24 protein-coding genes are annotated in these 25,395 nt (G+C 61.4%); 13 read left to right on the top strand and 11 right to left on the bottom strand.

Features of this window, described 5'->3' with window-relative positions; all coding sequences use genetic code 11:
* The first annotated feature begins 47 nt into the window (after nucleotides 1-47).
* From LPU83_RS70675 to LPU83_RS70650, 6 genes are all read left to right on the top strand, one after another.
* Entirely contained in the window at nucleotides 48-1,244 is a 1,197-nt protein-coding gene (locus tag LPU83_RS70675; RefSeq protein WP_024317183.1) for an aminotransferase class V-fold PLP-dependent enzyme, read from the top strand.
* Nucleotides 1,245-1,284: 40 nt separating this feature from the next.
* On the top strand, nucleotides 1,285-3,117 hold the full coding sequence (locus LPU83_RS70670) for an ABC transporter ATP-binding protein (protein WP_029710286.1): 1,833 nt from the start codon (nucleotides 1,285-1,287) through the stop codon (nucleotides 3,115-3,117).
* Between the two features lie 266 nt (nucleotides 3,118-3,383).
* Nucleotides 3,384-3,890, top strand: coding sequence for a hypothetical protein (locus LPU83_RS70665; protein WP_024317184.1), 507 nt, complete (start codon nucleotides 3,384-3,386; stop codon nucleotides 3,888-3,890).
* 99 nt (nucleotides 3,891-3,989) lie between these two features.
* Complete coding sequence (locus LPU83_RS70660) at nucleotides 3,990-4,904, top strand: DnaJ C-terminal domain-containing protein (RefSeq protein WP_024317185.1); 915 nt, start codon at nucleotides 3,990-3,992, stop codon at nucleotides 4,902-4,904.
* Between the two features lie 2 nt (nucleotides 4,905-4,906).
* A complete protein-coding gene (locus LPU83_RS70655) occupies nucleotides 4,907-5,239 on the top strand; it encodes a chaperone modulator CbpM (protein WP_024317186.1) in 333 nt (110 codons plus the stop codon).
* Nucleotides 5,240-5,315: 76 nt separating this feature from the next.
* Nucleotides 5,316-5,789, top strand: a complete 474-nt coding sequence (locus LPU83_RS70650) for a cupin domain-containing protein (protein ID WP_024317187.1) — start codon at nucleotides 5,316-5,318, stop codon at nucleotides 5,787-5,789.
* A gap of 9 nt (nucleotides 5,790-5,798) precedes the next feature.
* On the opposite strand, the gene LPU83_RS70645 is transcribed toward LPU83_RS70650, so the two are convergent.
* Nucleotides 5,799-7,004 carry an ROK family transcriptional regulator gene (locus LPU83_RS70645; RefSeq protein WP_024317188.1) on the bottom strand — a complete coding sequence of 402 codons (1,206 nt, stop codon included), beginning with the start codon at nucleotides 7,002-7,004 and terminating at the stop codon, nucleotides 5,799-5,801.
* A 220-nt stretch (nucleotides 7,005-7,224) separates the two neighbouring features.
* On the opposite strand from LPU83_RS70645, the gene LPU83_RS70640 reads away from it, so the two are divergent.
* From LPU83_RS70640 to LPU83_RS70615, 6 genes are all read left to right on the top strand, one after another.
* Nucleotides 7,225-8,463, top strand: a complete 1,239-nt coding sequence (locus LPU83_RS70640) for an extracellular solute-binding protein (RefSeq protein WP_024317189.1) — start codon at nucleotides 7,225-7,227, stop codon at nucleotides 8,461-8,463.
* A 73-nt stretch (nucleotides 8,464-8,536) separates the two neighbouring features.
* The gene (locus LPU83_RS70635; protein WP_024317190.1) at nucleotides 8,537-9,421 is read left to right on the top strand and encodes a carbohydrate ABC transporter permease; all 885 of its coding nucleotides are present in this window, start codon (nucleotides 8,537-8,539) and stop codon (nucleotides 9,419-9,421) included.
* Entirely contained in the window at nucleotides 9,421-10,266 is an 846-nt protein-coding gene (locus LPU83_RS70630; protein ID WP_024317191.1) for a carbohydrate ABC transporter permease, read from the top strand. The genes LPU83_RS70635 and LPU83_RS70630 overlap by 1 nt, the downstream gene beginning before the upstream one ends.
* 8 nt (nucleotides 10,267-10,274) lie before the next feature.
* A complete protein-coding gene (locus tag LPU83_RS70625) occupies nucleotides 10,275-11,285 on the top strand; it encodes an SIS domain-containing protein (protein ID WP_374046208.1) in 1,011 nt (336 codons plus the stop codon).
* Entirely contained in the window at nucleotides 11,285-12,214 is a 930-nt protein-coding gene (locus tag LPU83_RS70620) for a PfkB family carbohydrate kinase (RefSeq protein WP_024317193.1), read from the top strand. The genes LPU83_RS70625 and LPU83_RS70620 overlap by 1 nt, the downstream gene beginning before the upstream one ends.
* On the top strand, nucleotides 12,211-13,281 hold the full coding sequence (locus LPU83_RS70615) for an ABC transporter ATP-binding protein (protein WP_024317194.1): 1,071 nt from the start codon (nucleotides 12,211-12,213) through the stop codon (nucleotides 13,279-13,281). Before LPU83_RS70620 ends, LPU83_RS70615 begins: the two co-directional genes overlap by 4 nt.
* A gap of 7 nt (nucleotides 13,282-13,288) precedes the next feature.
* On the opposite strand, the gene solA is transcribed toward LPU83_RS70615, so the two are convergent.
* From solA to LPU83_RS70585, 6 genes are all read right to left on the bottom strand, one after another.
* Entirely contained in the window at nucleotides 13,289-14,449 is a 1,161-nt protein-coding gene (gene solA / locus LPU83_RS70610; protein WP_024317195.1) for an N-methyl-L-tryptophan oxidase, read from the bottom strand.
* Nucleotides 14,450-14,459: 10 nt separating this feature from the next.
* Nucleotides 14,460-15,953 carry an HAL/PAL/TAL family ammonia-lyase gene (locus LPU83_RS70605; RefSeq protein WP_024317196.1) on the bottom strand — a complete coding sequence of 498 codons (1,494 nt, stop codon included), beginning with the start codon at nucleotides 15,951-15,953 and terminating at the stop codon, nucleotides 14,460-14,462.
* On the bottom strand, nucleotides 15,950-16,729 hold the full coding sequence (locus LPU83_RS70600) for an ABC transporter ATP-binding protein (RefSeq protein ID WP_024317197.1): 780 nt from the start codon (nucleotides 16,727-16,729) through the stop codon (nucleotides 15,950-15,952). The genes LPU83_RS70605 and LPU83_RS70600 overlap by 4 nt, the downstream gene beginning before the upstream one ends.
* 28 nt (nucleotides 16,730-16,757) lie before the next feature.
* Nucleotides 16,758-17,462, bottom strand: coding sequence for an ABC transporter permease (locus LPU83_RS70595; RefSeq protein WP_024317198.1), 705 nt, complete (start codon nucleotides 17,460-17,462; stop codon nucleotides 16,758-16,760).
* A gap of 9 nt (nucleotides 17,463-17,471) precedes the next feature.
* A complete protein-coding gene (locus tag LPU83_RS70590) occupies nucleotides 17,472-18,197 on the bottom strand; it encodes an ABC transporter permease (RefSeq protein ID WP_024317199.1) in 726 nt (241 codons plus the stop codon).
* Nucleotides 18,198-18,297: 100 nt separating this feature from the next.
* Nucleotides 18,298-19,140, bottom strand: coding sequence for a transporter substrate-binding domain-containing protein (locus LPU83_RS70585; protein WP_024317200.1), 843 nt, complete (start codon nucleotides 19,138-19,140; stop codon nucleotides 18,298-18,300).
* A 191-nt stretch (nucleotides 19,141-19,331) separates the two neighbouring features.
* On the opposite strand from LPU83_RS70585, the gene hutC reads away from it, so the two are divergent.
* On the top strand, nucleotides 19,332-20,078 hold the full coding sequence (gene hutC / locus LPU83_RS70580; RefSeq protein ID WP_024317201.1) for a histidine utilization transcriptional repressor HutC: 747 nt from the start codon (nucleotides 19,332-19,334) through the stop codon (nucleotides 20,076-20,078).
* A gap of 817 nt (nucleotides 20,079-20,895) precedes the next feature.
* Here hutC and nadC read toward each other — a convergent pair.
* From nadC to LPU83_RS70560, 4 genes are all read right to left on the bottom strand, one after another.
* Nucleotides 20,896-21,747, bottom strand: a complete 852-nt coding sequence (nadC, locus tag LPU83_RS70575) for a carboxylating nicotinate-nucleotide diphosphorylase (RefSeq protein WP_197901960.1) — start codon at nucleotides 21,745-21,747, stop codon at nucleotides 20,896-20,898.
* Between the two features lies 1 nt (nucleotide 21,748).
* Nucleotides 21,749-23,287 carry an L-aspartate oxidase gene (locus LPU83_RS70570; protein WP_024317203.1) on the bottom strand — a complete coding sequence of 513 codons (1,539 nt, stop codon included), beginning with the start codon at nucleotides 23,285-23,287 and terminating at the stop codon, nucleotides 21,749-21,751.
* On the bottom strand, nucleotides 23,284-24,255 hold the full coding sequence (gene nadA, locus LPU83_RS70565) for a quinolinate synthase NadA (protein WP_024317204.1): 972 nt from the start codon (nucleotides 24,253-24,255) through the stop codon (nucleotides 23,284-23,286). Before nadA ends, LPU83_RS70570 begins: the two co-directional genes overlap by 4 nt.
* A 69-nt stretch (nucleotides 24,256-24,324) precedes the next feature.
* On the bottom strand, nucleotides 24,325-25,227 hold the full coding sequence (locus LPU83_RS70560; protein WP_024317205.1) for an NUDIX hydrolase: 903 nt from the start codon (nucleotides 25,225-25,227) through the stop codon (nucleotides 24,325-24,327).
* Nucleotides 25,228-25,395 lie beyond the last annotated feature (168 nt).

The following is a 25,395-nucleotide window of genomic DNA, read 5'->3' as shown; positions in this document are numbered from 1 at the left end:
AGCTGTCGATGGCAATTCGCAGCCGGCCGTCACTTTGGAGAGATAGAATGTCCGATGATATCCGCACCAAGATCGGCCTGCGCCCGGTCATCAACGTGTCCGGCACGATGACGAGCCTCGGCGCCTCCATCGTTGTTCCCGAAGCGATCCAGGCGATGGAAGCGATCCTGCCGCAATTCGTCGAGATCAACGACCTGCAGCGCAAGGCAAGCAACGTGATAGCGCGGCTGACCGGTGGTGAAGCCGGCTTTGTCACGGCATCCTGCTCCGCCGGCATCAGCCTTGCTGTCGCCGGTGCCATCACCGGCAACAACCTGCTTGCCATCGAGAAGCTGCCGGATACGACCCCAGAGAAGAACGAAGTCATTGTGCAAATGGGGCATGTGGTCAGCTATGGCGCGCCGGTGGATCAGGCGGTCCGGCTTGCCGGCGGCAAAGTCATGCTGATCGGACAGGCAACGTCGACGCATCGTTTCCACATGGAAAACGCCATTGGCGACAAGACGGCAGCCGCCGTCTATGTCGTGTCCCATCACGTGGTCGACTATGGCCTGCTGCATCTTACCGAATTCGTCGAAATCGCCCATGCCAAGGGCGTTCCGGTCATCGTCGACGCGGCCTCCGAATACGATCTCAGGCTGTTCTTGGCGCAAGGAGCCGATGTCGCGCTTTATTCGGGCCACAAGTTCCTTGGCGGTCCGACCTCGGGCATCGTTGCGGGCAAGAAAGAGCTGGTGCGAAGCGCCTTCCTGCAGAACATGGGGATCGGGCGCGGCATGAAGGTCGGCAAGGAAAGCGTCTATGGCACCATGGCGGCGCTGGAAGCCTGGGAAAAGCGAGACCATGCGGGGATGCGCGAGCGCGAGACCGGCTATCTTCATCTGTGGAAGGAAACGCTGGGCGAGCGCCCGGGCATTACGGCGCTGATCGAGCCGGACCCGACCAACAACCCGCTCGAGCGCATGCGGGTGATTGTCTCGCCGCAAGAAGCGCATATCACCGCCTGGGATCTCGCCGCAGCGCTCAGCCGCGGCAATCCGCCGGTTATCGTGCGTGACCACGAGGTGGAGCATCACTATTTCTACCTCGATCCGTGCAACCTCCATCCGGGTCAGGAAAAGATCGTCGCGGCCCGCCTGACAGAAGAGCTCGACAAGGCGCGCGCCTCCAACGAAATCATCGCCACACCGATCGAAAACCGCAGCAGGCACCGCTTTGACAGCATGCTGCGCTGGCCGGACTAAGCGTCACCAGGCGGGAAACGACAAAAGGAAGGAGACGACCATGAGCGCCGCAAAGACAAACACAGCCCGGTCCGCCGATCCGGTTTTGTCCGTCCAGAACCTCACCACCTCGTTTCTGGTGGATGGCAAGTGGAAGCCCGTCGTACGCGACGTTTCCTTCTCTGTGGGGCCGGGAGAGACTGTCGCGATCGTCGGCGAGAGCGGCTCGGGAAAAAGTGTCACCTCGCTCTCCATCATGCGTCTCTTGCAGCCCGATACGAGCCGTATCGAAGGCAAGATCATGCTGGGTGGTCGCGACCTGTTGTCGCTAGCCGAAGCTGAGATGCGCAAGGTGCGCGGAAACGATGTCTCGATGATCTTTCAGGAACCGATGACGAGCCTCAATCCGCTCTTCACCATCGGCGACCAGATCTCAGAGGCCTTGCTTTGCCACACGGCAATGTCGAAGGCCGAGGCCAAGGCCGAGACGATCCGGCTGATGGAAAAGGTCCGTATCCCTTCGGCTGCGTCTCGCTTCGACGAGTATCCGCATCGCTTTTCCGGCGGCATGCGCCAGCGTGCGATGATTGCAATGGCGCTTGCCTCCAAGCCGAAGCTGCTGATCGCCGACGAACCGACGACGGCACTCGACGTGACGATCCAGGGTCAGATCCTCGACCTCATCAAGATGCTGCAGGACGAAGAAGGGACGTCGGTGCTTTTCATTACCCATGACATGGGCGTCGTTGCCGAAATCGCTGACCGCACGGTCGTCATGTATCGCGGTGAACAGGTGGAGACCGGCGCTACAGCCGACATCTTCCACCGCGGAAAGCACCCCTATACCCGCGCTTTGCTCTCTGCCGTACCGGTGCTTGGGTCGATGCAGGGATGCCAGCGGCCATTGCGCTTTCCTGTTGTCAACATCGCGACGGGTGAAGCAGACACGCAGGTCGAGGTGCCCGACACCGTTGCCAAGGATAAGCCTATCCTTGAGGTGAAGGGACTGACCAAGCGGTTTGACATCCATTCGGGGCTGTTTGGACGGTTAAGCGGCCGTGTGCATGCCGTCGAGAACGTCTCCTTCGACCTCTTTGCTGGCGAGACGCTGTCATTGGTTGGCGAGTCCGGCTGCGGCAAATCAACGACCGGCCGCGCCATCATGCGGCTGATCGAACCGAGTTCGGGAGCCGTCATCGTTGAAGGCCGCGACATGCTCGCGCTCGACAAGCGGGAGATGCGCAACATGCGCAAGTCCATGCAGATGATTTTCCAAGACCCGTTTGCATCGCTCAATCCGCGCATGACGGTCGGCCGGGCGATTGCAGAGCCATATCTCGAGCACAGGATGGGCACAGCCAAAGATGCAAACGACGTGGTAGCCGACATGCTGGTGAAGGTGGGCTTGACGCCCGACATGGCGAGCCGCTATCCGCATGAATTTTCCGGCGGCCAGCGACAGCGCATCTGTATCGCCCGGGCGCTGGCGCTTCAACCCAAGGTCATCGTCGCCGATGAGAGTGTCTCGGCGCTCGACGTCTCGATCAAGGCGCAGGTCATCAACCTGATGCTCGACCTGCAGCAAAGCCTCGATCTGGCCTTCCTGTTCATCTCCCATGATATGGCTGTCGTCGAGCGCGTCAGCCACCGGGTGGCGGTGATGTATCTTGGCGAGATCGTCGAGATCGGACCTCGTGTGGCCGTCTTCGGCAATCCCCAGCACGAATATACCAGAAAGCTGATGGCCGCCGTTCCGGTGCCAGATCCAGATCGACGTCGCCAGAAGCGCATGGCCGCGACAGAGGAGTTGAAAAGTCCGATCCGGCCAGTAGACTACGAGGCCGGACGGCGCGAGTATCGAACTGTTTCACCTGGACATCTTGTGATAGCCTAGCAGTAGGGCGTTGATCAGTATTTTTTTCTCCTGACATGAGGTACCCGCCGGGCGGGCGACCTGACGGCAAGCACCCAAGACTATCCGGCAAACTCAGCCAAAGCCCTTTAGACATTTCGGTTTGGCTGTTGCGTGAAAATCTTCCTGGCAGAATTGGCTGAAATCGCCTGGCCTTGCGCATCTTGCTCGCATGTTGGTTAGCGTCTGCATTGAGGGGAACTTTTGAGCATTCTGAGGCATTCCTGATCATCTTCAAGGAGGACGTCATGAAGTCCTGGCGATACACTGCTGTCACGGCGCTGTTTTGGATGGTGGCGGGAGGCGCATATGCCGATGAGGCGCCTTTCCTTCAATCGTTGGCCGGCGATTGGACGGGCGGCGGCATGATGAAGCGCTCCACATCCTCGTCCCCCATCAACCTCAGCTGCAACTTCAAGACCGAGGCGAGTGGCGAGGCTCTTTCGATGAAGGGGATTTGCCGCGGAATGATCGTCGTCACGCGAGCAGTTTCCGCCTACATCAAGGTCAATGGCGCGCAATATGCCGGCAGTTACATCGGCCCCTCAGGGGGCGTTTCCGGCCTGCGCGGAAAGCGCCGCGGCGATGCCATTGATCTCGCCGTGCGCTGGTCGAAGGTGATCAACGGAGATCGCAGCGCGCGCATGACAATCCAGCGCCTGGATGCCGATGCGATCCGTATCCGAACGGTCGATATGGATCCGGCGTCCGGCCAGCAAGTCGTGACAAGCGATCTCAACCTGCGTCGCAACTGACCTTGTTTGCAGACAGACAACCTCTCGTCGCAGCAAGTCGGGCAACCTATATAGAGCCCCAAAAGCCGGCGATTTCCGCCGACTGAACCGGAGACATGTATGAGCCGCGACCCGTACGAGCTTCTCGGCGTGAAAAAGGACGCCACGCAGAAAGACATTCAAAGCGCGTTTCGTAAGCTCGCCAAGAAACTTCACCCCGACCTTAACCCCGGCGACAAGAAGGCAGAGGACCGTTTCAAGGAGATTTCGGCTGCTTATGAGCTGCTGAGCGACGAAGAAAAGCGCGGGCGCTTCGATCGCGGCGAGATCGACATGACGGGCGCCGAGCAGGCGCAACGCCACTATTATCGGGACTATGCCTCGACGGCGGGCGCCGACAATCCTTACCACAACAGCGCCGGTTTTGCCGATTTCGGCGACAGCGACGACATCTTCTCAAGTTTCTTTTCGCGACGGGCCCGCAAAGGCGAATTCCGGGCACAAGGTCAGGACCGGCATTACGCGATGGAGGTCGATTTCCTCGATGCCGTCAACGGCACGAAGACACAGATCCGCTTGCCCGATGGACCGGCGCTCGATTTGCAGATACCGCCGGGAACGCGTGACGGCCAGACGCTCAGACTTCGAGGCAAGGGCGAGCCCGGTGTCGGTGGCGGCCCGTCGGGAGATGCGCTCGTCGAAATTCGCGTGCGCCCGCACCGCTTCTACATCCGTGATGGTGACGATATTCGCTTCGATCTGCCCATTACGCTGGGTGAGGCGGTGCTCGGCGGCAAGGTACGCGCGCCGACGCCATCGGGTCCTGTCAATCTCACGCTGCCGCCGCACTCGAATACAGGAAAGCTCCTGCGGTTGAAAGGCAAGGGTATTCCGAAGAAAGGCGGAGGCGCTGGAGACATTTATATCTCGTTAAAGATCGTGCTGCCCGACGCGCCGGACCAACACCTCACCGAGTTCATGACCGGCTGGACGGCAGGCAACACGCAGGATCCGAGAAAGGGCATGGGAGAATAGCCATGGATGATCTTGAATTCCGCCGTTTTCTGAAGATCGACGTGAGGGTGCTTGAGGTCTGGGTCGAGCAGGGATGGCTGCTGCCGCAGACACGTGACGGCACCCGCGATTTTCGCGACACGGATGTCGCGCGGGCGCAGCTCATCCTCGACCTGACCCGAGACATGGGCGTCAACGACGCCGGCGTCGACCTCATCATGGACCTCGTCGATCAGATTCACGGATTGCGCGCAACGCTTCGCGAATTGCTTGCCGCCATCGAGGAGCAGGACGAGGAGGTCAAGCGCAGGCTGCGTGGCAAGCTGGACGATCGCGTCGGCGTTCGAGCCCTTTGACCAATCGCCTGTTGACTTGTGCTCGCCGCGCCTGGCGATATCATCTCAAAAGACGGACGACCCTCGGGAGGCGCAAATGACCAAGGATCACCATCACGATCCGATCGACTGGCGCGAGCATGGCGTAAAGGTCATTCCGGGCAATTCACTTGACCCGAATACGGCGCAGACGCCCGGAATGGACCGGGCAACGGCGATCAACCATGCACGCGCGGGGGCCGAGAAGATATGGGCCGGCACCGTCATCATCCACGCCAACGCCAAGACCGGCGCCCATCATCACGGCGATCTCGAAAGTATCATCTACGTCGTGAAGGGAAAAGCGCGCATGCGCTGGGGCGATCATCTCGAATTTACCGCGGAGGCGGGTCCCGGTGATTTCATCTACGTGCCGCCTTACGTCCCCCATCAGGAGATCAATGCCATCCGTGACGAAACTCTCGAATGCGTCGTCGTCCGGTCCGGCCAGGAGCCAGTCGTCGTCAATCTCGATATCGAGCCGGTCGAAAAGCCGGAGGGCGTGCTGTGGATCGATCCGATCCACCGGTAGCAGAAGACCTCACAGCGAATCCTTGAGAATGGCTGCGAAGCTCGGATCGAAGGCGCGGCTGATCGGATCGGCGGCCGCACCAAGTGCGACGGCCCACGGATCGGTCATGCCAAGCTGGAAGCGAGGAATGACCCGGTTGCGGCGATCGGCGATGGATGGGGGGAGAGGATGCATGGCCTCGACCAGACGTCGCGCCAGGGCCTCAGGCGCACCACCGCAGAGTATGACGGTCTGCGGATCGAAGATCGATTCGATCAGATGCACGCTCCAGCGCAGATCCATCACCGCTTCCTCGATCCAGCTGTTGATTCTCGCATCGTTCTTCAGCGTGAGTTCGTTCACCATCGCATAGACGCCGGGATCTGCCGGATCGATTGCCAGATGCTGGTAGAGTGAGGCGAGTGAGGCGCGATGTTCAAGCGGTGTCGGACTGCCGCTGGCCGAAAGGAGCGCCATGCCGATTTCGCCGGCATTGCCATGCGCACCGCTATAGAGTTCCCCGCCGAGGATCAGGCCTGCACCGATGCCGTAGCCGAGATAGAGGCAGACGGCGTGATCGAGCCCGTGGGCAGCGCCGACCATGCGCTCAGCCGTCGCGCACGCGGCCGCATCGTTTTGCAGCCGAACGCCAAGGCCTGTGCCTGTCGCAAGCGTTTCCAGCAGCGGAAATTTTTGCCAGGCCGCCATCATCCAGGGATCGTCACCGGTCGCCTCGACGCCGAAGGGGCCGGGCATTGCCGCGCCCAGACCAACGAGCCGGACCTCCGATTGGGCAACCAGGCCCGCAAGCTCACGGCGAACCTTCTCAATGAGCTCGAGAATGACGGCTGCCCCACGCGACGGCCCACCCGGCGGCAGGTTCGCCTCGGCCCGGGTCAGCACATTGCCGACAAGATCGACGGCGATGGCACGGCTCACGTGACGATCGATCTGCAGCCCGATCGCAAACGCCCCCTCCGGCACCAGGCGAAAAGGTGTCGATGGCTGGCCCCTGCCCTTGCGGATAGCCTGCTGCGCTGTGACCAGCCCGTCCTGCTCAAGCTCGTCGATGATGTTCGATACGGTCTGCTTCGTGAGCTTCGTGGCGCGCGCCAGATCCGCTCGTGAAAGCGGCCCATTCATCCTCAAGGCGTCCATCATCACCCGCCTGTTGTGGGCGCTGGTGCCTTCGTGATTGGTGCCGCTCTTTGCCCGTATTGGGCGGGTGTCGTTCATCCGGAATTCCCTCTTGACAGCAATAGAATATTGAAGAACAAATAAGTCAAGACAATTGACTTAATAAGGAACCCAAGAGTTCCAGGGAACGCAGAGAGCCCAAAACGGCTCCGACGACGCTCCGAATCTGACAGCCGGCAAGCCGGTGTCATTTCGACAGCTGACGGCGGCGACAGCCGCCCTCAGGAATTGGGTGAATGTCAAGAAACTGGAGGCTGGAATGTTGAAATCCTTAAACAAGACGCTGCTTGGCGCAGCACTGATCGGCGCATTGTTTGCACCGCACGCCTTTGCTGAAACGACGATCAACGCGCTGTTCATGGCGCAGGCGGCCTATAGCGAGGCCGACGTCCGTGCCATGACGGATGCTTTTTCAAAGGCGAACCCCGACGTCAAGGTCAATCTGGAATTCGTGCCCTACGAGGGCCTACATGATAAGACCGTGCTCGCCCAGGGGTCCGGCGGCGGCTATGACGTCGTCCTCTTCGACGTCATCTGGCCGGCCGAATACGCAACCAACAATGTGCTGGTCGACGTCTCCTCGCGCATCACCGATGACATGAAGAAGGGCATTCTGCCCGGCGCATGGACGACGGTTCAGTACGACAGCAAATACTATGGCATGCCGTGGATCCTCGATACCAAGTACCTGTTCTACAACAAGGAAATCCTGGAGAAGGCCGGCATCAAGACCCCGCCGAAGACCTGGGACGAGCTGACCGAACAGGCAAAGATCATCAAGGACAAGGGCCTGCTGGCGACGCCGATTGCCTGGAGCTGGTCGCAGGCCGAAGCCGCCATCTGCGATTACACGACACTCGTCAGCGCCTATAAGGGCGACTTCCTGAAGGATGGCAAGCCGGACTTCCAGAATGGCGGCGGTCTCGACGCGCTGAACTATATGGTGTCCAGCTACAAATCCGGCCTGACGAACCCGAATTCCAAGGAGTTTTTGGAAGAGGATGTTCGTAAGGTCTTTCAAAACGGCGATGCCGCCTTCGCGCTGAACTGGACCTACATGTACAACATGGCGAACGACCCGAAGGACAGCAAGGTCGCTGGCAAGGTCGGCGTTGTTCCGGCGCCTGGCGTTGCGGGCAAGAGCGAAGCGTCGGCCGTCAACGGCTCGATGGGCCTTGGCATAACCACTGCCAGCAAGCATCCGGATGAGGCTTGGAAGTACATCGACTTCATGACCTCCCAGGCGACCCAGAACCAATACGCCAAGCTCAGCCTGCCGATCTGGGCCTCCTCTTATGAGGATCCGGCGGTGACGAAGGGCCAGGAAGAAATGATCGCAGCGGCCAAGATCGGACTCGCCGCCATGTATCCACGCCCGACCACGCCGAAGTATCAGGAACTCTCGACCGCCCTGCAGCAGGCGATCCAGGAATCCCTGCTTGGCCAGTCCTCGCCGGAAGACGCCCTGAAGTCGGCAGCCGACAACAGCGGTCTCTAAGCGATATAACCGCCCAGGCGGCCCGCGCCGCCTGGCTCCACTGTAACAATCCGATGAATTGAGAGGGCGCCCCATGTCCGGCACCTGGATGACGACCCGCGCGTGGCTTTTGATGTTGCCGCTGCTTGTCGTGATGATCGCCGTCATCGGATGGCCGCTGGTCGACACCATCGGCCTGTCGTTCACCGACGCCAAGCTTGTCGGCACCGCCGGCAACTTCGTCGGCATCGATAATTACGTGAAGATGATCTCCGGATCGAATTTTCAGCGAAGCTTGATCACGACCACTTGGTTCGCGGTCATTTCGGTCGCCGCCGAAATGGTGATCGGCGTGCTTGCAGCGCTTCTCCTCAACCAGGAATTCCGGGGCCGCGCGCTGTTGCGTGCCCTGATGATCCTTCCCTGGGCACTGCCAACGGTCGTCAACGCCACGCTCTGGCGGCTGATTTACAATCCGGAGTACGGCGCGCTCAACGCAGCACTAACGCAAATCGGCCTGATCGACGCCTATCGCTCGTGGCTCGGCGAACCGGGCACGGCACTTGCCGCCCTGATCGTCGCAGACTGCTGGAAGAATTTTCCGTTGGTGGCCTTGATTGCTCTTGCTGCCTTGCAGGCAGTCCCGCGTGACATCACCGCCGCCTCATTGGTCGACGGCGCCGGCCCCTTCGCCCGCTTTCGCTTCGTGATCCTGCCCTATCTCGCCGGTCCGTTGATGGTGGCGCTGGTGCTGCGCACCATCGAAGCCTTCAAGGTGTTCGACATCATCTGGGTGATGACCCGTGGCGGCCCGGCCAACAGCACAAGAACATTGTCGATCCTCGTCTATCAGGAGGCTTTCTCATTCCAGCGTGCGGGTTCCGGCGCCTCGCTGGCGCTGATCGTCACGTTGCTGGTGACGCTGCTTGCCGTGGCCTATGGCGCGCTGGTGCGCAAGACCGCGGGGAGTGCCGCCTGATGGAACGCAAGAGCCCGATCTTTTCAGCCTTCATCTATGTCTGCGCCCTGTTGCTTGCCGCCATCATCCTGGCGCCGATACTGTGGCTGTTCATCATGAGCATCTCGCCGGCCGCCGATCTTGCCGCAAAGCCGCTGCCGTGGTGGCCGCAGTCGGCTGATTTTTCGCGTTACGGCGTTCTGCTGTCGACCATCGAAAACAGCGCGGGTGCCGCCTTCACCTCGTCGCTCAGAAACAGCATCGAGGTTGCCGGAATGGCGACGATCGCCGCAATCGCGCTTGCCATTCCAGCGGGTTGGGCTGTGTCGCGCACCCCTTCGGTCGGCTGGTCGCTGTCGATGGTGGTTTCGACCTACATGCTGCCGCCGGTCGCGCTTTCCGTGCCGCTCTACATGGGCCTGTCCTATCTCGGCGTGCTGAACAACGTCTTCGGTCTTGCACCGGTTTATCTGACGATCCTCGCGCCCTTCACCACATGGCTCATGAAATCAGGCTTCGATTCCATACCGAAAGAGATTGAAGCGGCCGCGATGATCGATGGCGCAGGCCTGTTCCAGACCTGGAAGATCATCACTTTGCCGCTCGCCATGCCGGTCGTTGCGACCTCGGCGCTGTTTGCCTTCCTGCTGGGGTGGGACGAATTCTTCTACGCGCTGCTCTTCACCTCCGATCAGCGCGCCAAGACACTCACGGTTGCCATTGCCGATCTGGCCGGGGGCCGTGTCTCCGACTACGGATTGATCGCAACCGCCGGTGTGCTCGCCGCCCTGCCGCCGGTGCTCATCGGTCTCGTCATGCAACGCGCCCTAATTTCCGGGCTGACCAGCGGCGGCGTGAAGGGATGACAAGCACCATGGAAACGACACAACCAACCGGCTTGATTGCAATCGATCGCGAGATGGCGCGTCAGCATGACGATGCGCTGGCGTCCTATGACGGCGCAAAGCTAACTGCTCAGACCATCGCCGCCTCGCTGAAAAAGAACGGCAACCTCCTTCTCCTCGGCATGGGCGGATCTCACGCCGTCGGTCGCGCCGTTGAGCCGCTCTATCGCGCGCTGGGCATCGACGCCATCGCTCTCCCCCTTTCCGAACAGCTGGGGCAACCGCTATTGCTCGACGGCAGAACGGTCATCGTTACCTCTCAATCCGGCGAAAGCGCCGAAGTCGTGCGCTTTTTCACCGAGACCGGAGGCGGCGCTGACACGTTCGGCCTAACGCTGGAGGCAGGATCATTTCTCGCGCGCACGGCAACTTCCCTCGTTGGCGCCGGAGGCTCAGAGTTGGCGTTTGCTGCGACCCGCAGCCTGACCGTCTCCTTTGCCCTGCATCTGGCGGTGTTGGTGGCCCTTGGCGAAAATCCGGCCGCCGCGCTTGCCGCGCTGACCTCCCCCGAGGGGCCTAACATCGATGCCGCCCTTGCAGCCTTGGATGGCGTGGCGAGCGTCGTCACGTCGGGACGGCGCCTGCAGGGCCTTGCCGAAGCGCTGGCACTTGGCCTGACGGAACTCTCCCGTCTCCCCTGCTTTTCGCTCGAGGGCGGACAGTTGCGGCATGGACCCATGGAAATGCTCGGCCCGGCGATCGGCGTCATCCTTTTCCGAGGCAACGACCGCACTGCGAGCTTGGTCACCGCCATGGCGGTATCGGCGGTCGAAACCAGTGCTCCGGTCATCATCTTCGATGCATCTGGCAAAGAGCCTGTTGCTGGCGCCGTGACCATCGGCTTCAGGCCGGCTTCGGGTCTTGGCGCGATCTTCGCGATGCTGCCGGTGGCACAGCGGTTGATGATTGCCTTTGCCGATGCGCGTGTTGAGAACGCCGGAACGCCGGTACGCTCGACAAAGATCACCCGGAGCGAATGATGCGTCCTCTTGCTGTCATTGGAAACGTCAATATCGACCTTATTCTCGGTCCCGCAGCCCCCTGGCCGAAGGCCGGCACCGAAATCATCGTCGATCATGACGAGTTGCGCGTAGGCGGAGCGGCCGGCAACAGCGCGCTCGCCTGGAATGGTCTCGGCGTCGAGTTTGAGATCGCGGCCAATGTCGGCAACGATCAATTCGGCCGCTGGCTGAGCGAGGCCTTCGCAAAGCGCTCCGAAAAATGGCCGGTGCGCGCCGAGCAAACGACGCTCTCTGTCGGCATCACGCATCCTGATGGCGAGCGCACCTTCTTTACCACGCGTGGCCATCTACCTCGATTAAGCCTGGCCGATGTCCTTGCCGTTCTCGACGGCGCCAAGCTTTCAGGCGGCTATGCGTTGCTCTGCGGTTCGTTCCTGACGGACGATCTCACACGCCAATACGATGCTTTCTTCGACTGGGCCGATCAGCACAAGATCGCGATCGCGCTCGATACGGGCTGGCCGCTCGACGGCTGGACGAGGGACAATTGCGATGCCACGCGGCGCTGGCTGTCGCGCTGCGCAATTGCGCTTCTGAATGAAGTGGAGTCCACCACCCTTGCTGGCCTCGACGATCCGGTCGAAGCGGCGGCCGAGATCCGATCACATATGCCAGACGGCGCGATCGTCGTCGTCAAGCGCGGACCGGATGGGGCGCTGGCGATCGGCAGCGACGGGCAAAGCATCTCGGCTGCCGCCCCCGCGGTCAAGGTCGTCGACACGATCGGCGCCGGTGACGTCTTCAACGCGGGCTTTCTTGCGGCGTTGGCGCAAGAAAAATCTCTCGCTGACTGCCTGGCGGCGGGAACCGAGGTCGCCTCACGGGCCATTTCCACCCTTCCCCGCAACTACGGCGGAAAATCAATGTCTGAGGAAACCGCTCCATGAGTGCGCTTGAAATCGTCAATATCCGCAAGACATACGGCGACGTCGAAACCTTGAAGGGCATCGACATTGCGCTCGAAAGCGGCGAATTTCTCGTGCTGCTCGGCTCCTCGGGCTGTGGCAAGTCGACCCTGCTCAATATCATCGCAGGTTTGGCCGAAGCCACCAGCGGCGACGTGCGCATCGGCGCGCGCTCGGTGCTTGGCGTGCATCCGAAGGATCGCGATATCGCCATGGTCTTCCAGTCCTATGCTCTCTATCCGAACCTGACTGTCCACCGCAATATCGGCTTCGGCCTGGAAATGCGCAAGGTTCCAGCCGTCGAGCGTGACCAGGCCGTGCGCGATGCAGCCAAGCTGCTGCAGATCGAAAGCCTGCTCGAACGCAAGCCAAGCCAGCTGTCCGGCGGCCAACGCCAGCGCGTTGCGATCGGCCGGGCGCTGGTGCGCAAGCCGGAGGTGTTCCTGTTCGATGAACCACTGTCCAATCTCGATGCAAAATTGCGCATGGAGATGCGCACTGAACTCAAGCGCCTGCATCAGATGCTCAAGACCACGGTCGTCTACGTAACGCACGACCAGATCGAGGCTATGACGCTTGCTACCCGCATCGCGGTCATGCGCGACGGGCGGATCGAACAGCTTGGCACCCCATCAGAGATTTACGACCGGCCCGCAACCCTCTACGTCGCCACTTTCGTCGGTGCACCGCCAATGAACCTTCTGATGGTTACAGCTCGCGGCAGCGAACTTCAGATCGACGGCAGCGAGACCATGCTGCCCCTGCCGGAGGGATTTGAAACCCGGCCCAAGGATGGCCAGAAGCTGATTGCGGGCATTCGACCGGAGGCACTTCGACTTGGCTCGTCCGGTTTCACGATTCCGGTGACGTGCGAGGTTGCCGAATTGACTGGCCCCGAGCTTGTCGTCACCGCTTTCGTCGGCACGCAGCGCATGACGGCCTGCCTGCCGTCGCGCACGGCATTGGTAGATGGCCAGCAGCTGACGCTTTGCTTTGACACGGAGGCAATCCGCCTCTTCGACGCAGAAACCGGATCGCGCTGCAACTAGCGGATCGTCACCCCGGTTTGCGGGCCGCGACAAATCGGTTCATGGCCTCGAAGGAGAACGCGGCAATCGGCAAGCTGGTTTGCCCCTCAAGCGCCAGGTCGGCAAGAATTTCGCCGACGACGCTCGCGAACTTGAAGCCATGCCCGGAACAGGGCGATGCGACGACCACGTTCGGATGGCCGGGAGCAAGGTCGAGCAGGAAATCCTCGCTCGGCAGCATTGTATAGCGGCACGTCACGGCATTGACCCGCAGCCCTGCGGCGGCCGGCACGCGCTTGGAAATAAAGCCATCGAGCAAGGCCGTGTCGGCATCGTTGACCGCAGGGTTGGGTTGGGTGGGATCGATCGGCTCACGGAAATGCGCATGCCGGCCCACTTTGACACCATCGGCACCGATCGCCGGAAAGCCGAAATACGAGCCCTCTGCGCCCTCATCGCGGAGGAAGCAGGGCATGCGTTGCGGTTCGGTGGCAAACCCGTCGCGCGGCTGATACCAGGCAACGACCTGGCGGATTGGCACGGCATGCTGTCTCAATTGCGGAACGAGCTCAGCGATTAAGGAACCGGTGGCAACCACGACCTTCCTGGCGCGGTAGTGGCCGTCAGCCGAGCGGATCGTCACACCACCATCGCCCGGCTCGATCGCAATCACCCGTTCGCCGAAATGAAGGACTGCTCCGTCCTGAGCCGCAAGTTTGAGATAGCCCATGACAGCCGCTTCGGGCCTCAGATAGCCGCCCTGAGGATCGAGGACGGCGATGTCTTCGTCATCCAGTTGGAAGGCAGGGAACCGACGCGCCATGTCCGCCCTGTCGAGGACCTCGTGCGCCAACCCGTGCATCTTGCAGGACGCGCGCGTTCCCGCAACAATCTTGCTGCTTTCGGCGCCAATCTGGAGGACGCCGGTAATGGTCAAAATGTCTGTACGAAGCCGGGCCTCCAGACCGCGCCAGTTGCGATAGGCGCGTCGTAGCAGCGGCACATAGGATGGATCTTCGAAATAGCCGAGCCGGATCAGGCGGCTGTCCCCATGCGAGGAGCTGAGCGCGTGGGCGGGGAAATAAGCGTCGATGCCAATCGTTCTGGCGCCGCGCACTGCGAGAAAGGAAAGTGCCGCACTTCCCATGGCCCCGAGGCCGATAACGGCAACGTCGAATTCAGCTGTCATTTCTCTTTCCTCAGCGCACGGCCGGCGGTGCTTCGTTCCGGATCAGGGTGCGGACCGCTTCGATGTCGCCGGCGAGCGGACGATCGTCGCCATAATGCGGTACGACCTGGCGTACGCCGTGGTGGATCGCATCCGTCCCCTTGGCGCGCTCCGCCGTTGACGCAAGGAAGTCATGCGCCTGGGCAGCCGCCATTAACTCGATTGCGACAATATATTCCGCGTTGTCGATCACCGACAGAAGCTTGTTTGCCGCAGCCGTCGGGTGCGCAAGAAAATCCTCCTGGAGACCGGAGGTCAGGCCGCCGTCGGTGGAAGCGGGTGCAGCCAGCCTGCGGTTCTCGTTACTGAGCGCAGCCGCGGTATATTGCGCGATCATGAAGCCCGAATTGCTTCCGGCATCGCTCGCCAGGAACGGCGGCAGGCCGCTGACCAGCGGATTGACGAGCCGGTCCATGCGACGCTCGCTCATGGCAGATATCTGCGCGATGGCGATCGCCAGGCTGTCCGATGCCTGCGCAAGCGCGGGCGCCACGGCATGGGCCTCTGATGAGACAATCGGATTTTCGGGCGTTCCTGAGACGGCCGGATTATCCGTAACGGAGGCAAGTTCGCGATCGACAACGTCAGACGCATTGTCAAAGACGTCGCGAGCCGCACCATGGGCATGCGGGATCGAGCGCAGGCTGAGTGCATCCTGCGTGCGTTTTCCGAGCGCTGCTGCGACCAGAGCGCTGCCATCAAGGCGTCGTCTCAACGACGCCCCAACATGCGCGATGCCGCGCGACGGCCGAAGCGCCAGGACGGCTTCGTCGAAGGCCGCCACCTGGCACCCTGATGCCTCCAGCGTCAAAGCCGCGACAGCATCCGCCCAGTCGAGCAGACGGCTCGCGCGCGCCAATGCGACGCTGGCTAGACCGGTTGCACAGGCCGTACCGTTGACGAGGCTCAATCCCTCCTTCGCACCGAGCACGAGCGGTGCAAGACCGATGGCGCTCAGCGCCTCTCGGCCGTTCATGCGCTTGCCCGCCACCTGGGCGCTTCCCTCGCCGATGAGGACGAGCGCGGAATGGGCATTGTGCGTGAGATAGCCGGCTGAGCCTTTTGACGGGATATCCGGCACGCAGTCGTGCTCCAGAAATGTCGTCAAATGGCGCACGATATCGGCCCGCACACCGGAATGGCCGTGGGCAAAATTGGCGATTTGCGCCGCGATGATCGCGCGGACCTCGCGCGCCGCCAACAGCTCCCCAACGCCGCAGGCGTGGCTGAGGATGATGTTGCGTGACAGTCGGCTTAGCGAGTGGCGATCAACCACCGTATCGGACAGCGCCCCAACGCCGGTATTGATGCCATAGGCGCGCACGCCCATCTCGACGATGCGTTCGACGATATGGCTGGCATTGTCGACCCGGGCCCAGGCAGCAGGAGAAAGCGCAAGCGTCTCGCCTGCTGCGACGCGTGCCACGTCGCGCCAGCCGATCCGTGTGTCGATGGTGACCGTCATTGCCCGCTTCCGAAATGTCCGATGAATTGGCGGAAAGCGGGCGACGCGCCGCCGCCGCCGAACATCTCGTCCGGCGTACCGCTGCTTTCGACCAGGCCTTCCTTCATGAAGACAACGCGGTTGGAGACATTGCGAGCAAAGCTCATCTCATGCGTAACGACCAGCATGGTCATCCCCTCCTCGGCAAGGGCGCGCATGACACGCAGCACTTCACCGACGAGTTCCGGGTCGAGCGCCGAGGTCGGTTCGTCGAAGAGCATGACTTTCGGTCTCATCGCCAACGCCCGGGCGATCGCGGCGCGCTGCTGCTGACCACCCGACAGATGCGCAGGATAGGCATGGCGCTTGTCGGCGATGCCGACCTTTTCGAGCAGCGCCTCGGCTTCGGCGATGCATTCAGCGCGGGGGCGCTTCAAGACGTGGACCGGCCCCTCGATGATGTTCTGGAGGATCGTCATGTGCGACCAGAGATTGAACGATTGGAAGACCATGCCCAATTCCGAGCGAATGTGGTCGACCTGTTTCTGGCTGGCAGGCCGGCTTGTGCCGCCCTTGTGTATCATGCGGATCTGCTCGCCATCCACCCAGATCTCGCCGTCGGTTGCCGTCTCCAGCAGATTGATACAGCGCAGGAAAGTGGACTTGCCGGAGCCGGAGGCCCCAAGCAGCGAGATGACGTCGCCATCCTGGGCATCGAGAGAGATGCCACGCAGGACCTCGTGCGTGCCGAAGCTCTTGCGGATGTTGCGGACGGAAAGTCGGGTAACGCCTGGCATGAAAGCTCCAATCGTGTCCGTTCAGCCCTCAGGCTTTCAGCGCCGGCGGAATCGCGCGGCGGTGTCGCGAGAGGGAATATTCCAGCAGGGACATCGCCTGCAGAATGATGAAGTTGAGAACGAGGTAGATGATGGCCGCACAGAGGAATATCTCCATCGTGCGGTAGGTCTGCGAGATCAGCCGCTGCGCCACGCCCGTCACTTCCCATACGGTCACCAGGCTCGCGAGCGCCGTCGATTTCATCATCAGGACGATCTCGGTGGAATATGCCGGCAGCGCGTGGCGGAAGGCGATCGGCGCCAGGATGCGACGCACGAGAAGCGCACCGGACATGCCGATCGAACGCGCCGCCTCGATCTCACGTGGAGAGACGGCGCGAATGCCGCCGCGAAAAATCTCGGCCGAATAGCCCGCCGTGCAGAGCGCCAGGGAAAGAACGGCGCAAACGAACGGTTCGCGCAAGAACGTCCAGAGGAACGAGTAGCGGATGAAGCCGAACTGACCGAGCCCGTAAAAAACAAGGAACATCTGGATCAGAAGCGGCGAGCCGCGAAAGATGAAGATATATCCCTTGGCGATGGCTGCGAGTAGCGGATTGCCGCCGACGCGCATCCAGACAATCAGGAGTGCCAGAATACCGCCGGAGACGATCGAGAGGGAAAACAGCGCCAAGGTCATCGGGACGGCCTTGAGCAGCGTGGTCATCGTCTGGGTGAGAAAAGCAAAATCCATCGGACTACCTCACGCCTTGCCCATGGCCGCTGTCGGCATGCTACGATTGGCCCGCCTCTCGGCGCCGTTGAAGATGCGGTCGGAAAGGCTCGTCAGGATCAGATAAAGAGCGCCGCCAACGATAAAGAACAGGAAATACTGTCGCGTGGAACCGGCCGCGACCTGGCTGGTGCGCATCAGCTCCGCCAGGCCCGTCACCGAGATCAGCGCCGAATCCTTGAGGCTGAGCTGCCAGACGTTGCCGAGACCGGGGATTGCGAAACGCAGCACCTGCGGGATGATAATTCGGCGAAACCGCAGCCCACGATGCATGCCGATGGCCGATGCCGCCTCCAGTTCGCCCTTGGAAATGGCAAGGTATGCGCCGCGGAAAACCTCCGCCTGATAGGCGCCGGAAATGATGCCGACGGCCAGTGCACCGGCGAGGAAGGAGGGCAGCCCGAGGAAGCCCTCGTAGCCCAACGCCTTGCCGATCGAGGTGACCGCGGAGGACCCCCCGAAATAGATGAGATAGATGATGAGCAATTCCGGCACGCCGCGAAAGACGGTCGTGTAGACGTTGCCAAGTGCAACGAGGGACGTCTTGCCAGAGAGCTTTGCAGCAGAGATTATCGCACCAAGCACAGCGCCGATCGCCAGTGCGCTTGCCGTCACGCAGAGCGTCATCAGTGCGGCCAGCAGAAGCAGTGCGCCCCATCCGGTCGAGCCGAATCCAATCAGTTCCAGTGTTGCCATATCACATTCCCCGCGCCCGCCGCTGTTTCGGCGGTGTCAGAATAGCATGCGGCCCCCGGCATTGAAGCCGGAGACCGGGATTTCCGGCCTTTGCCGGAAATCAGTTCTGCGGGCTGACGTCGACCTTGAACCACTTCATCGACAGGTTCTTTACGGTGCCGTCGGCGAGGGCCGACTTGATCGCCTCGTTGAACTTGTCGCGAAGATCCGTGTCTGCCTGGCGGACGCCGAGGCCTTCACCCTCGCCCCAGATCGGGCCGACAATTTCAGGGCCGGTAAAGGCCAGGCTGTCGTTTGCGGACTGGAAGGCATTGGCAAAATAGACGGCATCGTCAAAGCCGAGGTCGATGCGACCGTTCTGCAGATCGAGATCGCGGTCGGCGCCGGTCTTGTATTCACGAATCTCGGCAATGTCACCGAAATTGTCGTAGACGAACTTCGCATAAACGGTCGCTGCCTGAATGCCGATCGTCTTACCCTTGAAGGCTTCCTTCAGCGCATCGACTTCCTTAACGCCGGTCTGACCAGGCGTCATCTTGATCGTCGCGCCGGTGCCGGCTGCGTTGGCAAGCGGGCTGTCCTTGGCGGTTGCAAAAGCTGCAGGCGTGGCAGCGTAGGGAATGGTAAAGCCGATGACCTTCTTGCGGTCCTCGGTGATCGACAGTGCATCCATGATGACGTCGAACTTGCCGGCATTGAGCGCCGGGATCATGCCGTCCCAGTCAGAAGCGACGAGCTTGCATTCGATCTTGGCGCGTTCGCACAGAACCTTGGCAAGCTCGGGCTCGAAGCCGCCGAGCGTGCCGTCGGCATTGGTCATGTTCCATGGCGCATAAGCACCCTCAAGCGTAATCGTGGCAGTCTTCCAGTCCTTGGCGGCAACGGGCGCAGCAAAGGCCGAAAGCGCAAAAGCGCTGGAAAGAAGAAGCGCGCTGAATTTCATCGGTTGGATCTCCTCTGAAGTGACAATTGATTTGCAGTCCGATACCGGTCTTCGCCGGCTTGCTCGATGCCGACCTTTTACTCGGCCGATCTTTCGAGAGGTTGTATAGGGTACCATATGTGATATTTTGTGTTATGCAAGAGGAAAGTCGATTTATCGAGCGGATTCCGCCGTTGCAAAAGGAATGAGCAATGAAGCGCCCAAGCGAGATGAAGCGGGACAACGATACCGCACCGCTCTATGCCGGTGTCAAGCAGATGATTCTCGACCGCATCCATAGCGGCGAGTGGCCCCCCAAGCATCGCGTGCCTTCCGAAAACGAACTGGTGAGCGAACTCGGCGTCAGCAAGATGACCGCCAATCGAGCGCTGCGTGAACTTGCAACCGAGGGAGAACTGGTCCGCATCCAGGGTGTCGGTTCCTTTGTCGCGGAACGCAAGGGTTATTCGGCCCTGTTCGAGGTGCGCAACATCGCCGAAGAGATTGCCGAACGCGGCCACGGCCATGAGGCCCGCGTCGTGGTTCTCGCCCAGGAAACGGCGTCTCCCGAAACGGCTGACGCGCTCGAACTGGATATCGGTGCGCCTGTGTTTCACTCCTTGATCGTGCACAGCGAAAATGGCGTGCCGGTGCAGATCGAGGACCGTTTCGTCAATCCGGCGGCAGCCCCCGACTATCTCGCGCAGGATTTCGCCTCGCTGACACCGAACGCCTATCTGACGGCTGCCGCCCCGCTCAGTGGCTCGGAACATATCGTCGAGGCAGCAATGCCGCAGTCCTGGGAGTGCAAACTGCTGACAATCCTCAAAAGCGAGCCCTGCCTGGCGATACGCCGCCGCACCTGGTCGGGCCGGCGCGTGGTCTCCACGGCCCGCCTCATCTACCCCGGCCACCGCTATCGACTCGAGGCGCGCACCGGCAAGTTGTTCGAGCAATAGTCATTCAGTTGTATATGGAACATCCGGCTAGCACTCTTGCACATGTCATTGCAATCCGCGGATAGCCAATCGCAATGGCCTTGCGCAGCTCCAGCAGAGGTTCATAGTCCGCGTCCGAGACGGTGGAAATGGCCGTTTTGCTGCAGAGCAGCCCCTCGCTAAGCGTTGTTCGCGATTTTAGGTCGAATGAGGGAACCTCGAAAATGCGTTGGCATGTTGGCGGAGTTCCTTACGGCAAGTGACCTCCGACCCTTAAATTTTCGGCTGTTTTCGTCAGCGAAATTTCTTATACGGCTTAAAGAAGTAACTGTTTTCGTCACCCCAGCAAACTCAGGGACACGAACAGCGTGCCTTGCTACTGACGGCGAGGCCCACACTTTTTGCGCGACGATCGGGGTTGATATCTTGAAGTCGCGAACGCGCGCACCTTGCGGATCGCCTTTGGGCCGCGAGGCCCCGGTCGGCTGTGGCATCTGCTGCACAACTTCAAAACCAGGGCGTCTGAACCCAGATTTTCTCACCTTTTTGCCAAGGAAATTGCTGGTGCAGTTTCAGCGAAGTACCTTTTTTTTCGCGACCCAGCAAATTTCAGGGCATCCCGGAGAAGGCCAGCAAACAACCTCAAAAAATCACCATCCCCTGGAACGTCCGGGGAACCGACCCGCTGTCGACGGCAGGCTGATATAGCGCCATAGAACAGCGGTCACCTCCATCCAACGATGGCGGATCGACGTACATCTACGGCTGGCAAGCCGCATCTATCGGCTCTTGGCTGACGCATCGCAAACATAGTCCTGCGAGGTGCCAACAGTATCAGTCAGCCCTGTATATCGAGCCCGATATCTAATGTCGGGGCACTGTGCGTGCACCACCCAACTGACACGAGATCGACACCCGAGACGGCGATTGCAGCCACCGTCGCCGGCGTTACCCGGCCCGAGGCCTCGGTGATTGCGCGGCCATTGACGATCGCGACCGCCTCGCGCAGCTGCGCCGGTGTCATATTATCGAGCAAGACTGCGTCGACATTCTCCTGCAGCGCTTCGACTAGCTGCTCGAGCGTATCCACTTCGACCTCGATCTTGACCATGTGTCCGACGCCGGCGCGGGCGCGACGGATCGCCTCGGCCACGCCGCCGGCGATCGCGACATGATTGTCCTTGATCAGGACGGCATCATGGAGCGCAAACCGATGGTTCATGCCGCCGCCGGCGCGAACCGCATATTTTTCCAAAGCGCGCAGTCCGGGAGCCGTCTTGCGCGTGCAGGCAATCGATGCCTTCGTACCCCTGACGGCCTCGACCAGACTTGCCGTCACGGTCGCGATGCCGGAGAGGTGGCCAAGAAAATTGAGCGCGGTGCGCTCGCCGGTCAGCAAGCCGCGCGATGGCCCGTTGATCGTGGCAATGGTGTCGCCGGGCTTGACTTGGGAACCATCCTCCAAATGGCGGGTCATCGTGATCGTCGGCTCGACGAGATGGAAGGCGAGCTCGGCGGCATCGAGGCCGGCAATGACACCTGGCTGCCGCGCCACCATGACCAGCGACGAACGATGATCTGCCGGGACAACCGCGGCAGTGGTGATGTCGCCGGCAAGGCCGAGATCTTCGACGAGGGCGGCGCGAACCAGCGGTTCGATGACAAGCCGCGGCAAAGGGGCAAGGGACATATCAGGCACTCCGGGCAAAAGAATGAGCGTTGGCACGCGCGACATTAAGCACATCGACGAGTGTCATGAAGCGGCGTTCGGCGACAGGCAGCTTCAATGGCAAATCGGTGCGTGCATGCGCGCCGCGGCTTTCCTTGCGCAGCATTGCAAAGACGGCAATCGTCAACGCAACAATCGCCGGATCGGCAGCGGGGCCACTGTTTTCGGCGACTGGCAACAGGGCGGCGATCGCTCCCTGGAGAGCACCGGCATTGCGCAGCACGCCGAGGTGGCGCGATACGAGCACACGCACGGCCGAAGCATCCGGCGCCGGCACAGGTGACACCCCTCGGACCGACCGAACGGGACCCGCCGAGGTAGCGCTGATGCCACCGGCAGCCCGCAGGCCGAGGGCAGCTGCCTCAAGCAACGAGTTGCTGGCCAGCCGATTGGCGCCATGCAACCCGGTTGAGGCCGCCTCGCCGACCACCCACAGGCCTGGAACCGAGCTGCGTCCCGTCAAATCGGTCGCAACTCCACCCATGTGATAGTGAACTGCAGGGCGCACCGGTATGACATCGCTTGTCGGGTCGATGCCAGCCTCACGGCATAGCGCGTGGATCGTTGGAAAGCGGGAGGCGAAGCGACCGCGGAGCGCACACCGAGCGTCCAAGAAGACTCGCCTTCCTTGCGAAAGCTCTGCGCTGATGGCGCGCGCAACGACATCGCGCGGCGCGAGTTCCTCTCCATCGATGCCGGACATAAAGCGCTCGCCTCTGTCATTGACGAGGATGGCGCCCTCGCCCCGCACCGCCTCACTGACAAGCGCCAGCGGCCGGCGGGCAGAATCGAGGCCGGTCGGATGAAACTGCACGAACTCCATGTCGGCAAGGCTCGCGCCTGCCCTTGCCGCCAGCGCAAGTCCCTGGCCGAAATTGCACATCGGATTGGTCGTCGCGTCATAGAGCCCGCCGATGCCGCCCGTCGCCAACACCACCCTGTTGGTCACGAGGGTGGCGATTTGTGCTCCACGAGAGACGGTCAGACCGCTGATAGAACCGTCATGGGTCAGGAGCGAGCGCACCTCGGTTGCATCGAGCACGGTGATCGAGGGCGTCTTGTCGACCGCGGTAAGGAGAGCGGCGATGATCGCGGCGCCGGAGCCGTCTCCTGATGCATGCACGATGCGTCGGCGCGAATGGGCAGCCTCCAGACCAAGCACGAGGCGCCCGGCGCCATCTCTGTCGAACGAAACGCCGGCACTCTCCAGGGCGGCGATGACGGCGGGGGCATCGGCGATGATCTCAGATGCGGCTTGCGCATCGCACAGGCCGTCGCCGGCAGCAAGCGTATCGGAAAGGTGCAGATGAGCGCTGTCATCGTCGCCAAGACATGCGGCAATCCCGCCTTGCGCCCAAGCACTCGAGGTCTGCGCACCAATGGCGCCGCGGGTGATCAGCGCGACCGGCTGCGGCGCCAGCGTCAGCGCCGTCATCAGACCGGCCAGACCGCTTCCAACGACGACAACCTGCCCGCCCAACGCGTCAAGACGCTCGGTCATATCGCAAGCATCCGTTCGACGGCACGCCGGGCAGCAACGGCAACGTCGGGGTCGACCGTGACCTCGTGGCGATTTTCCTCCAGGGCCGCGCGGATGTTGGCGAGCGTGATCCGCTTCATATGCGGGCAAAGGTTGCAGGGACGAATGAACTCGACATCGGGGTAATGCACCGCGACATTGTCGCTCATCGAGCACTCGGTGAGGAGCACGACCCGGGCTGGGCGCTTCTGCCCGACGAAATCCGACATCACCGCAGTCGATCCGGCAAAGTCTGCCTCGGCCACGACATCCGGCGGACATTCGGGGTGTGCCAGCACCGTCACGCCTGGATAGTTCTCGCGCAGCTGCCTGACGTCATCGGCTGTGAACAGTTCATGGACCTCGCAATGACCATGCCAGGCAAGCACTTCGACCTTCGTTTCGCGCGCGACGTTGCGGGCGAGATATTCGTCCGGAATCATCAGAACACGCGGCACGCCGAGCGACTCGACGACCTGTTTGGCGTTTCCTGATGTGCAGCAAATGTCCGATGCCGCCTTCACGGCCGCCGAGGTATTCACATAGGTGATAACAGGCACGCCGGGGTGGGCTTGGCGTAGCAGCGCCACGTCCTGCGGCGTGATCGAATCCGCCAGTGAGCAACCCGCCCCTAGGTCCGGTATGAGCACTGTCTTTTCCGGATTGAGGAGTTTGGCCGTCTCGGCCATGAAATGCACGCCAGCGAGAACAATGACGTCGGCATCCACATCGATCGCTTTGCGGGCGAGTGCCAGGCTGTCGCCAACGATATCGGCCACCCCGTGGAAGATTTCCGGCGTCTGGTAGTTGTGTGCCAGGATGACGGCATTGCGCCGGCGCTTCAGCTCGAGGATCGCCTCAACGTCATCGGCGAACGACATCCACTCGGCTTCGGGAATGACGCGACGAACGCGCTCATAGAGCGAGGACACGGAAACGGGGTGATTCATGGTCGACTCCTCGTTATGCTCTATCTGAGCATATCATCGACCCATCAATATTCTCACAATGAGCATATGTCAATTACGAGAGAGCGGCAATTTCGATCCGGCAAGCGCGCGTTCTTCGAGGACGACATGCCGGTAACGAAACAGCTTTGCGGGCCGCCCGCCGGTTTCGCTCGTCGTCTCGCCCGTCTCCTCGACCAATTCCTGCTGTTCGATCAACCGGCGGAAATTCTGCTTGTGCAGCGTCAGTCCGGCCAGCGCTTCGACGCTGCGCTGCAATTGCAGCAGGGTGAAGCTCTCCGGCATCAGCTCAAAGACAACTGGACGGTATTTGATCTTCGCACGCAATCTTGCAATGCCCGTCGCAAGGATGCGCCGATGGTCGGCGAACATCGCCCGGCCCGGATTGGATTCGACCGGGCAACCGGCCTCTGTCACGATGCCCGCTTCGTAGAGCAGTTCATAGCGTTGTAACACCAGATCCTCATTCCACGCGGCCTCACGGAGCCCGAAAGCGAAATTCGCCCGGCGCAACCGCTCATTCTGGCGGACGGGATCGCGCTCGGCCCACGCGACAAGACGCGTGACGATCCCATCGAGGATCGCCGGGCGCCCAGCGCGCCAGTCTTCCCAGGGGAAATAGCGGTACCAACCATGCCAGCCGGGTCGGCCGCCGCCCGGCGTCGCCTGCTCACGCACCAGACCGAGATAGCTGATCGAAATCGTCCGGCCGCCCAGGATCTCGTTGTTTCGGTCGCGGTCGGCAAAGGTGTAGAGTTGCTCCAGATAGCCGACGGGATGGCCTGTCTGCTCCTGAACCCATTCGCGTAGACCGCTCTGCAAGGTGCGATGGCCCATTTCGAACGGACCGGACGGAAGCGCGTCACCCGATCGGATCGTCATGACACGCGGTTCGCCGCCCGTCACCGCCACGAGTACGGCTATCAATTCGGCATGGGCAAACCCGATCGTCACGGCGGCTACGAATCCATCTCTATCGACTGCTCAATCTCTGGCACAGCAAGCCGCCGCGTGAAAGCACTCCGGAGTTGACCACGGCAGATTGCTGACACTAGCGCAGGAACTGCCGGAAGCGTTTCAGCGCAAAATAGAAGAAGATAGCGCCGAGCGCGAAGAGCGATG

Origin of the sequence: Rhizobium favelukesii, assembly GCF_000577275.2 — a bacterium.
Lineage (GTDB): Bacteria > Pseudomonadota > Alphaproteobacteria > Rhizobiales > Rhizobiaceae > Rhizobium > Rhizobium favelukesii.
Note: the sequence above shows the minus strand (reverse complement) of the source record. Positions and strands in the feature narration are given on the sequence as shown.

Coding starts and splice junctions, on each gene's coding strand:
- LPU83_RS70585 (WP_024317200.1), bottom strand. CDS start 19,140: ATGAAATTCAGCGCGCTTCTTCTTTCCAGCGCTTTTGCGCTTTCGGCC.
- hutC (WP_024317201.1), top strand. CDS start 19,332: ATGAAGCGCCCAAGCGAGATGAAGCGGGACAACGATACCGCACCGCTC.
- LPU83_RS70630 (WP_024317191.1), top strand. CDS start 9,421: ATGGAACGCAAGAGCCCGATCTTTTCAGCCTTCATCTATGTCTGCGCC.
- LPU83_RS70650 (WP_024317187.1), top strand. CDS start 5,316: ATGACCAAGGATCACCATCACGATCCGATCGACTGGCGCGAGCATGGC.
- LPU83_RS70620 (WP_024317193.1), top strand. CDS start 11,285: ATGCGTCCTCTTGCTGTCATTGGAAACGTCAATATCGACCTTATTCTC.
- solA (WP_024317195.1), bottom strand. CDS start 14,449: ATGACAGCTGAATTCGACGTTGCCGTTATCGGCCTCGGGGCCATGGGA.
- LPU83_RS70635 (WP_024317190.1), top strand. CDS start 8,537: ATGTCCGGCACCTGGATGACGACCCGCGCGTGGCTTTTGATGTTGCCG.
- nadC (WP_197901960.1), bottom strand. CDS start 21,747: ATGTCCCTTGCCCCTTTGCCGCGGCTTGTCATCGAACCGCTGGTTCGC.
- LPU83_RS70605 (WP_024317196.1), bottom strand. CDS start 15,953: ATGACGGTCACCATCGACACACGGATCGGCTGGCGCGACGTGGCACGC.
- LPU83_RS70640 (WP_024317189.1), top strand. CDS start 7,225: ATGTTGAAATCCTTAAACAAGACGCTGCTTGGCGCAGCACTGATCGGC.
- LPU83_RS70670 (WP_029710286.1), top strand. CDS start 1,285: ATGAGCGCCGCAAAGACAAACACAGCCCGGTCCGCCGATCCGGTTTTG.
- LPU83_RS70660 (WP_024317185.1), top strand. CDS start 3,990: ATGAGCCGCGACCCGTACGAGCTTCTCGGCGTGAAAAAGGACGCCACG.
- LPU83_RS70595 (WP_024317198.1), bottom strand. CDS start 17,462: ATGGATTTTGCTTTTCTCACCCAGACGATGACCACGCTGCTCAAGGCC.
- LPU83_RS70625 (WP_374046208.1), top strand. CDS start 10,275: ATGGAAACGACACAACCAACCGGCTTGATTGCAATCGATCGCGAGATG.
- LPU83_RS70600 (WP_024317197.1), bottom strand. CDS start 16,729: ATGCCAGGCGTTACCCGACTTTCCGTCCGCAACATCCGCAAGAGCTTC.
- LPU83_RS70665 (WP_024317184.1), top strand. CDS start 3,384: ATGAAGTCCTGGCGATACACTGCTGTCACGGCGCTGTTTTGGATGGTG.
- LPU83_RS70675 (WP_024317183.1), top strand. CDS start 48: ATGTCCGATGATATCCGCACCAAGATCGGCCTGCGCCCGGTCATCAAC.
- LPU83_RS70570 (WP_024317203.1), bottom strand. CDS start 23,287: ATGACCGAGCGTCTTGACGCGTTGGGCGGGCAGGTTGTCGTCGTTGGA.
- nadA (WP_024317204.1), bottom strand. CDS start 24,255: ATGAATCACCCCGTTTCCGTGTCCTCGCTCTATGAGCGCGTTCGTCGC.
- LPU83_RS70645 (WP_024317188.1), bottom strand. CDS start 7,004: ATGAACGACACCCGCCCAATACGGGCAAAGAGCGGCACCAATCACGAA.
- LPU83_RS70615 (WP_024317194.1), top strand. CDS start 12,211: ATGAGTGCGCTTGAAATCGTCAATATCCGCAAGACATACGGCGACGTC.
- LPU83_RS70655 (WP_024317186.1), top strand. CDS start 4,907: ATGGATGATCTTGAATTCCGCCGTTTTCTGAAGATCGACGTGAGGGTG.
- LPU83_RS70590 (WP_024317199.1), bottom strand. CDS start 18,197: ATGGCAACACTGGAACTGATTGGATTCGGCTCGACCGGATGGGGCGCA.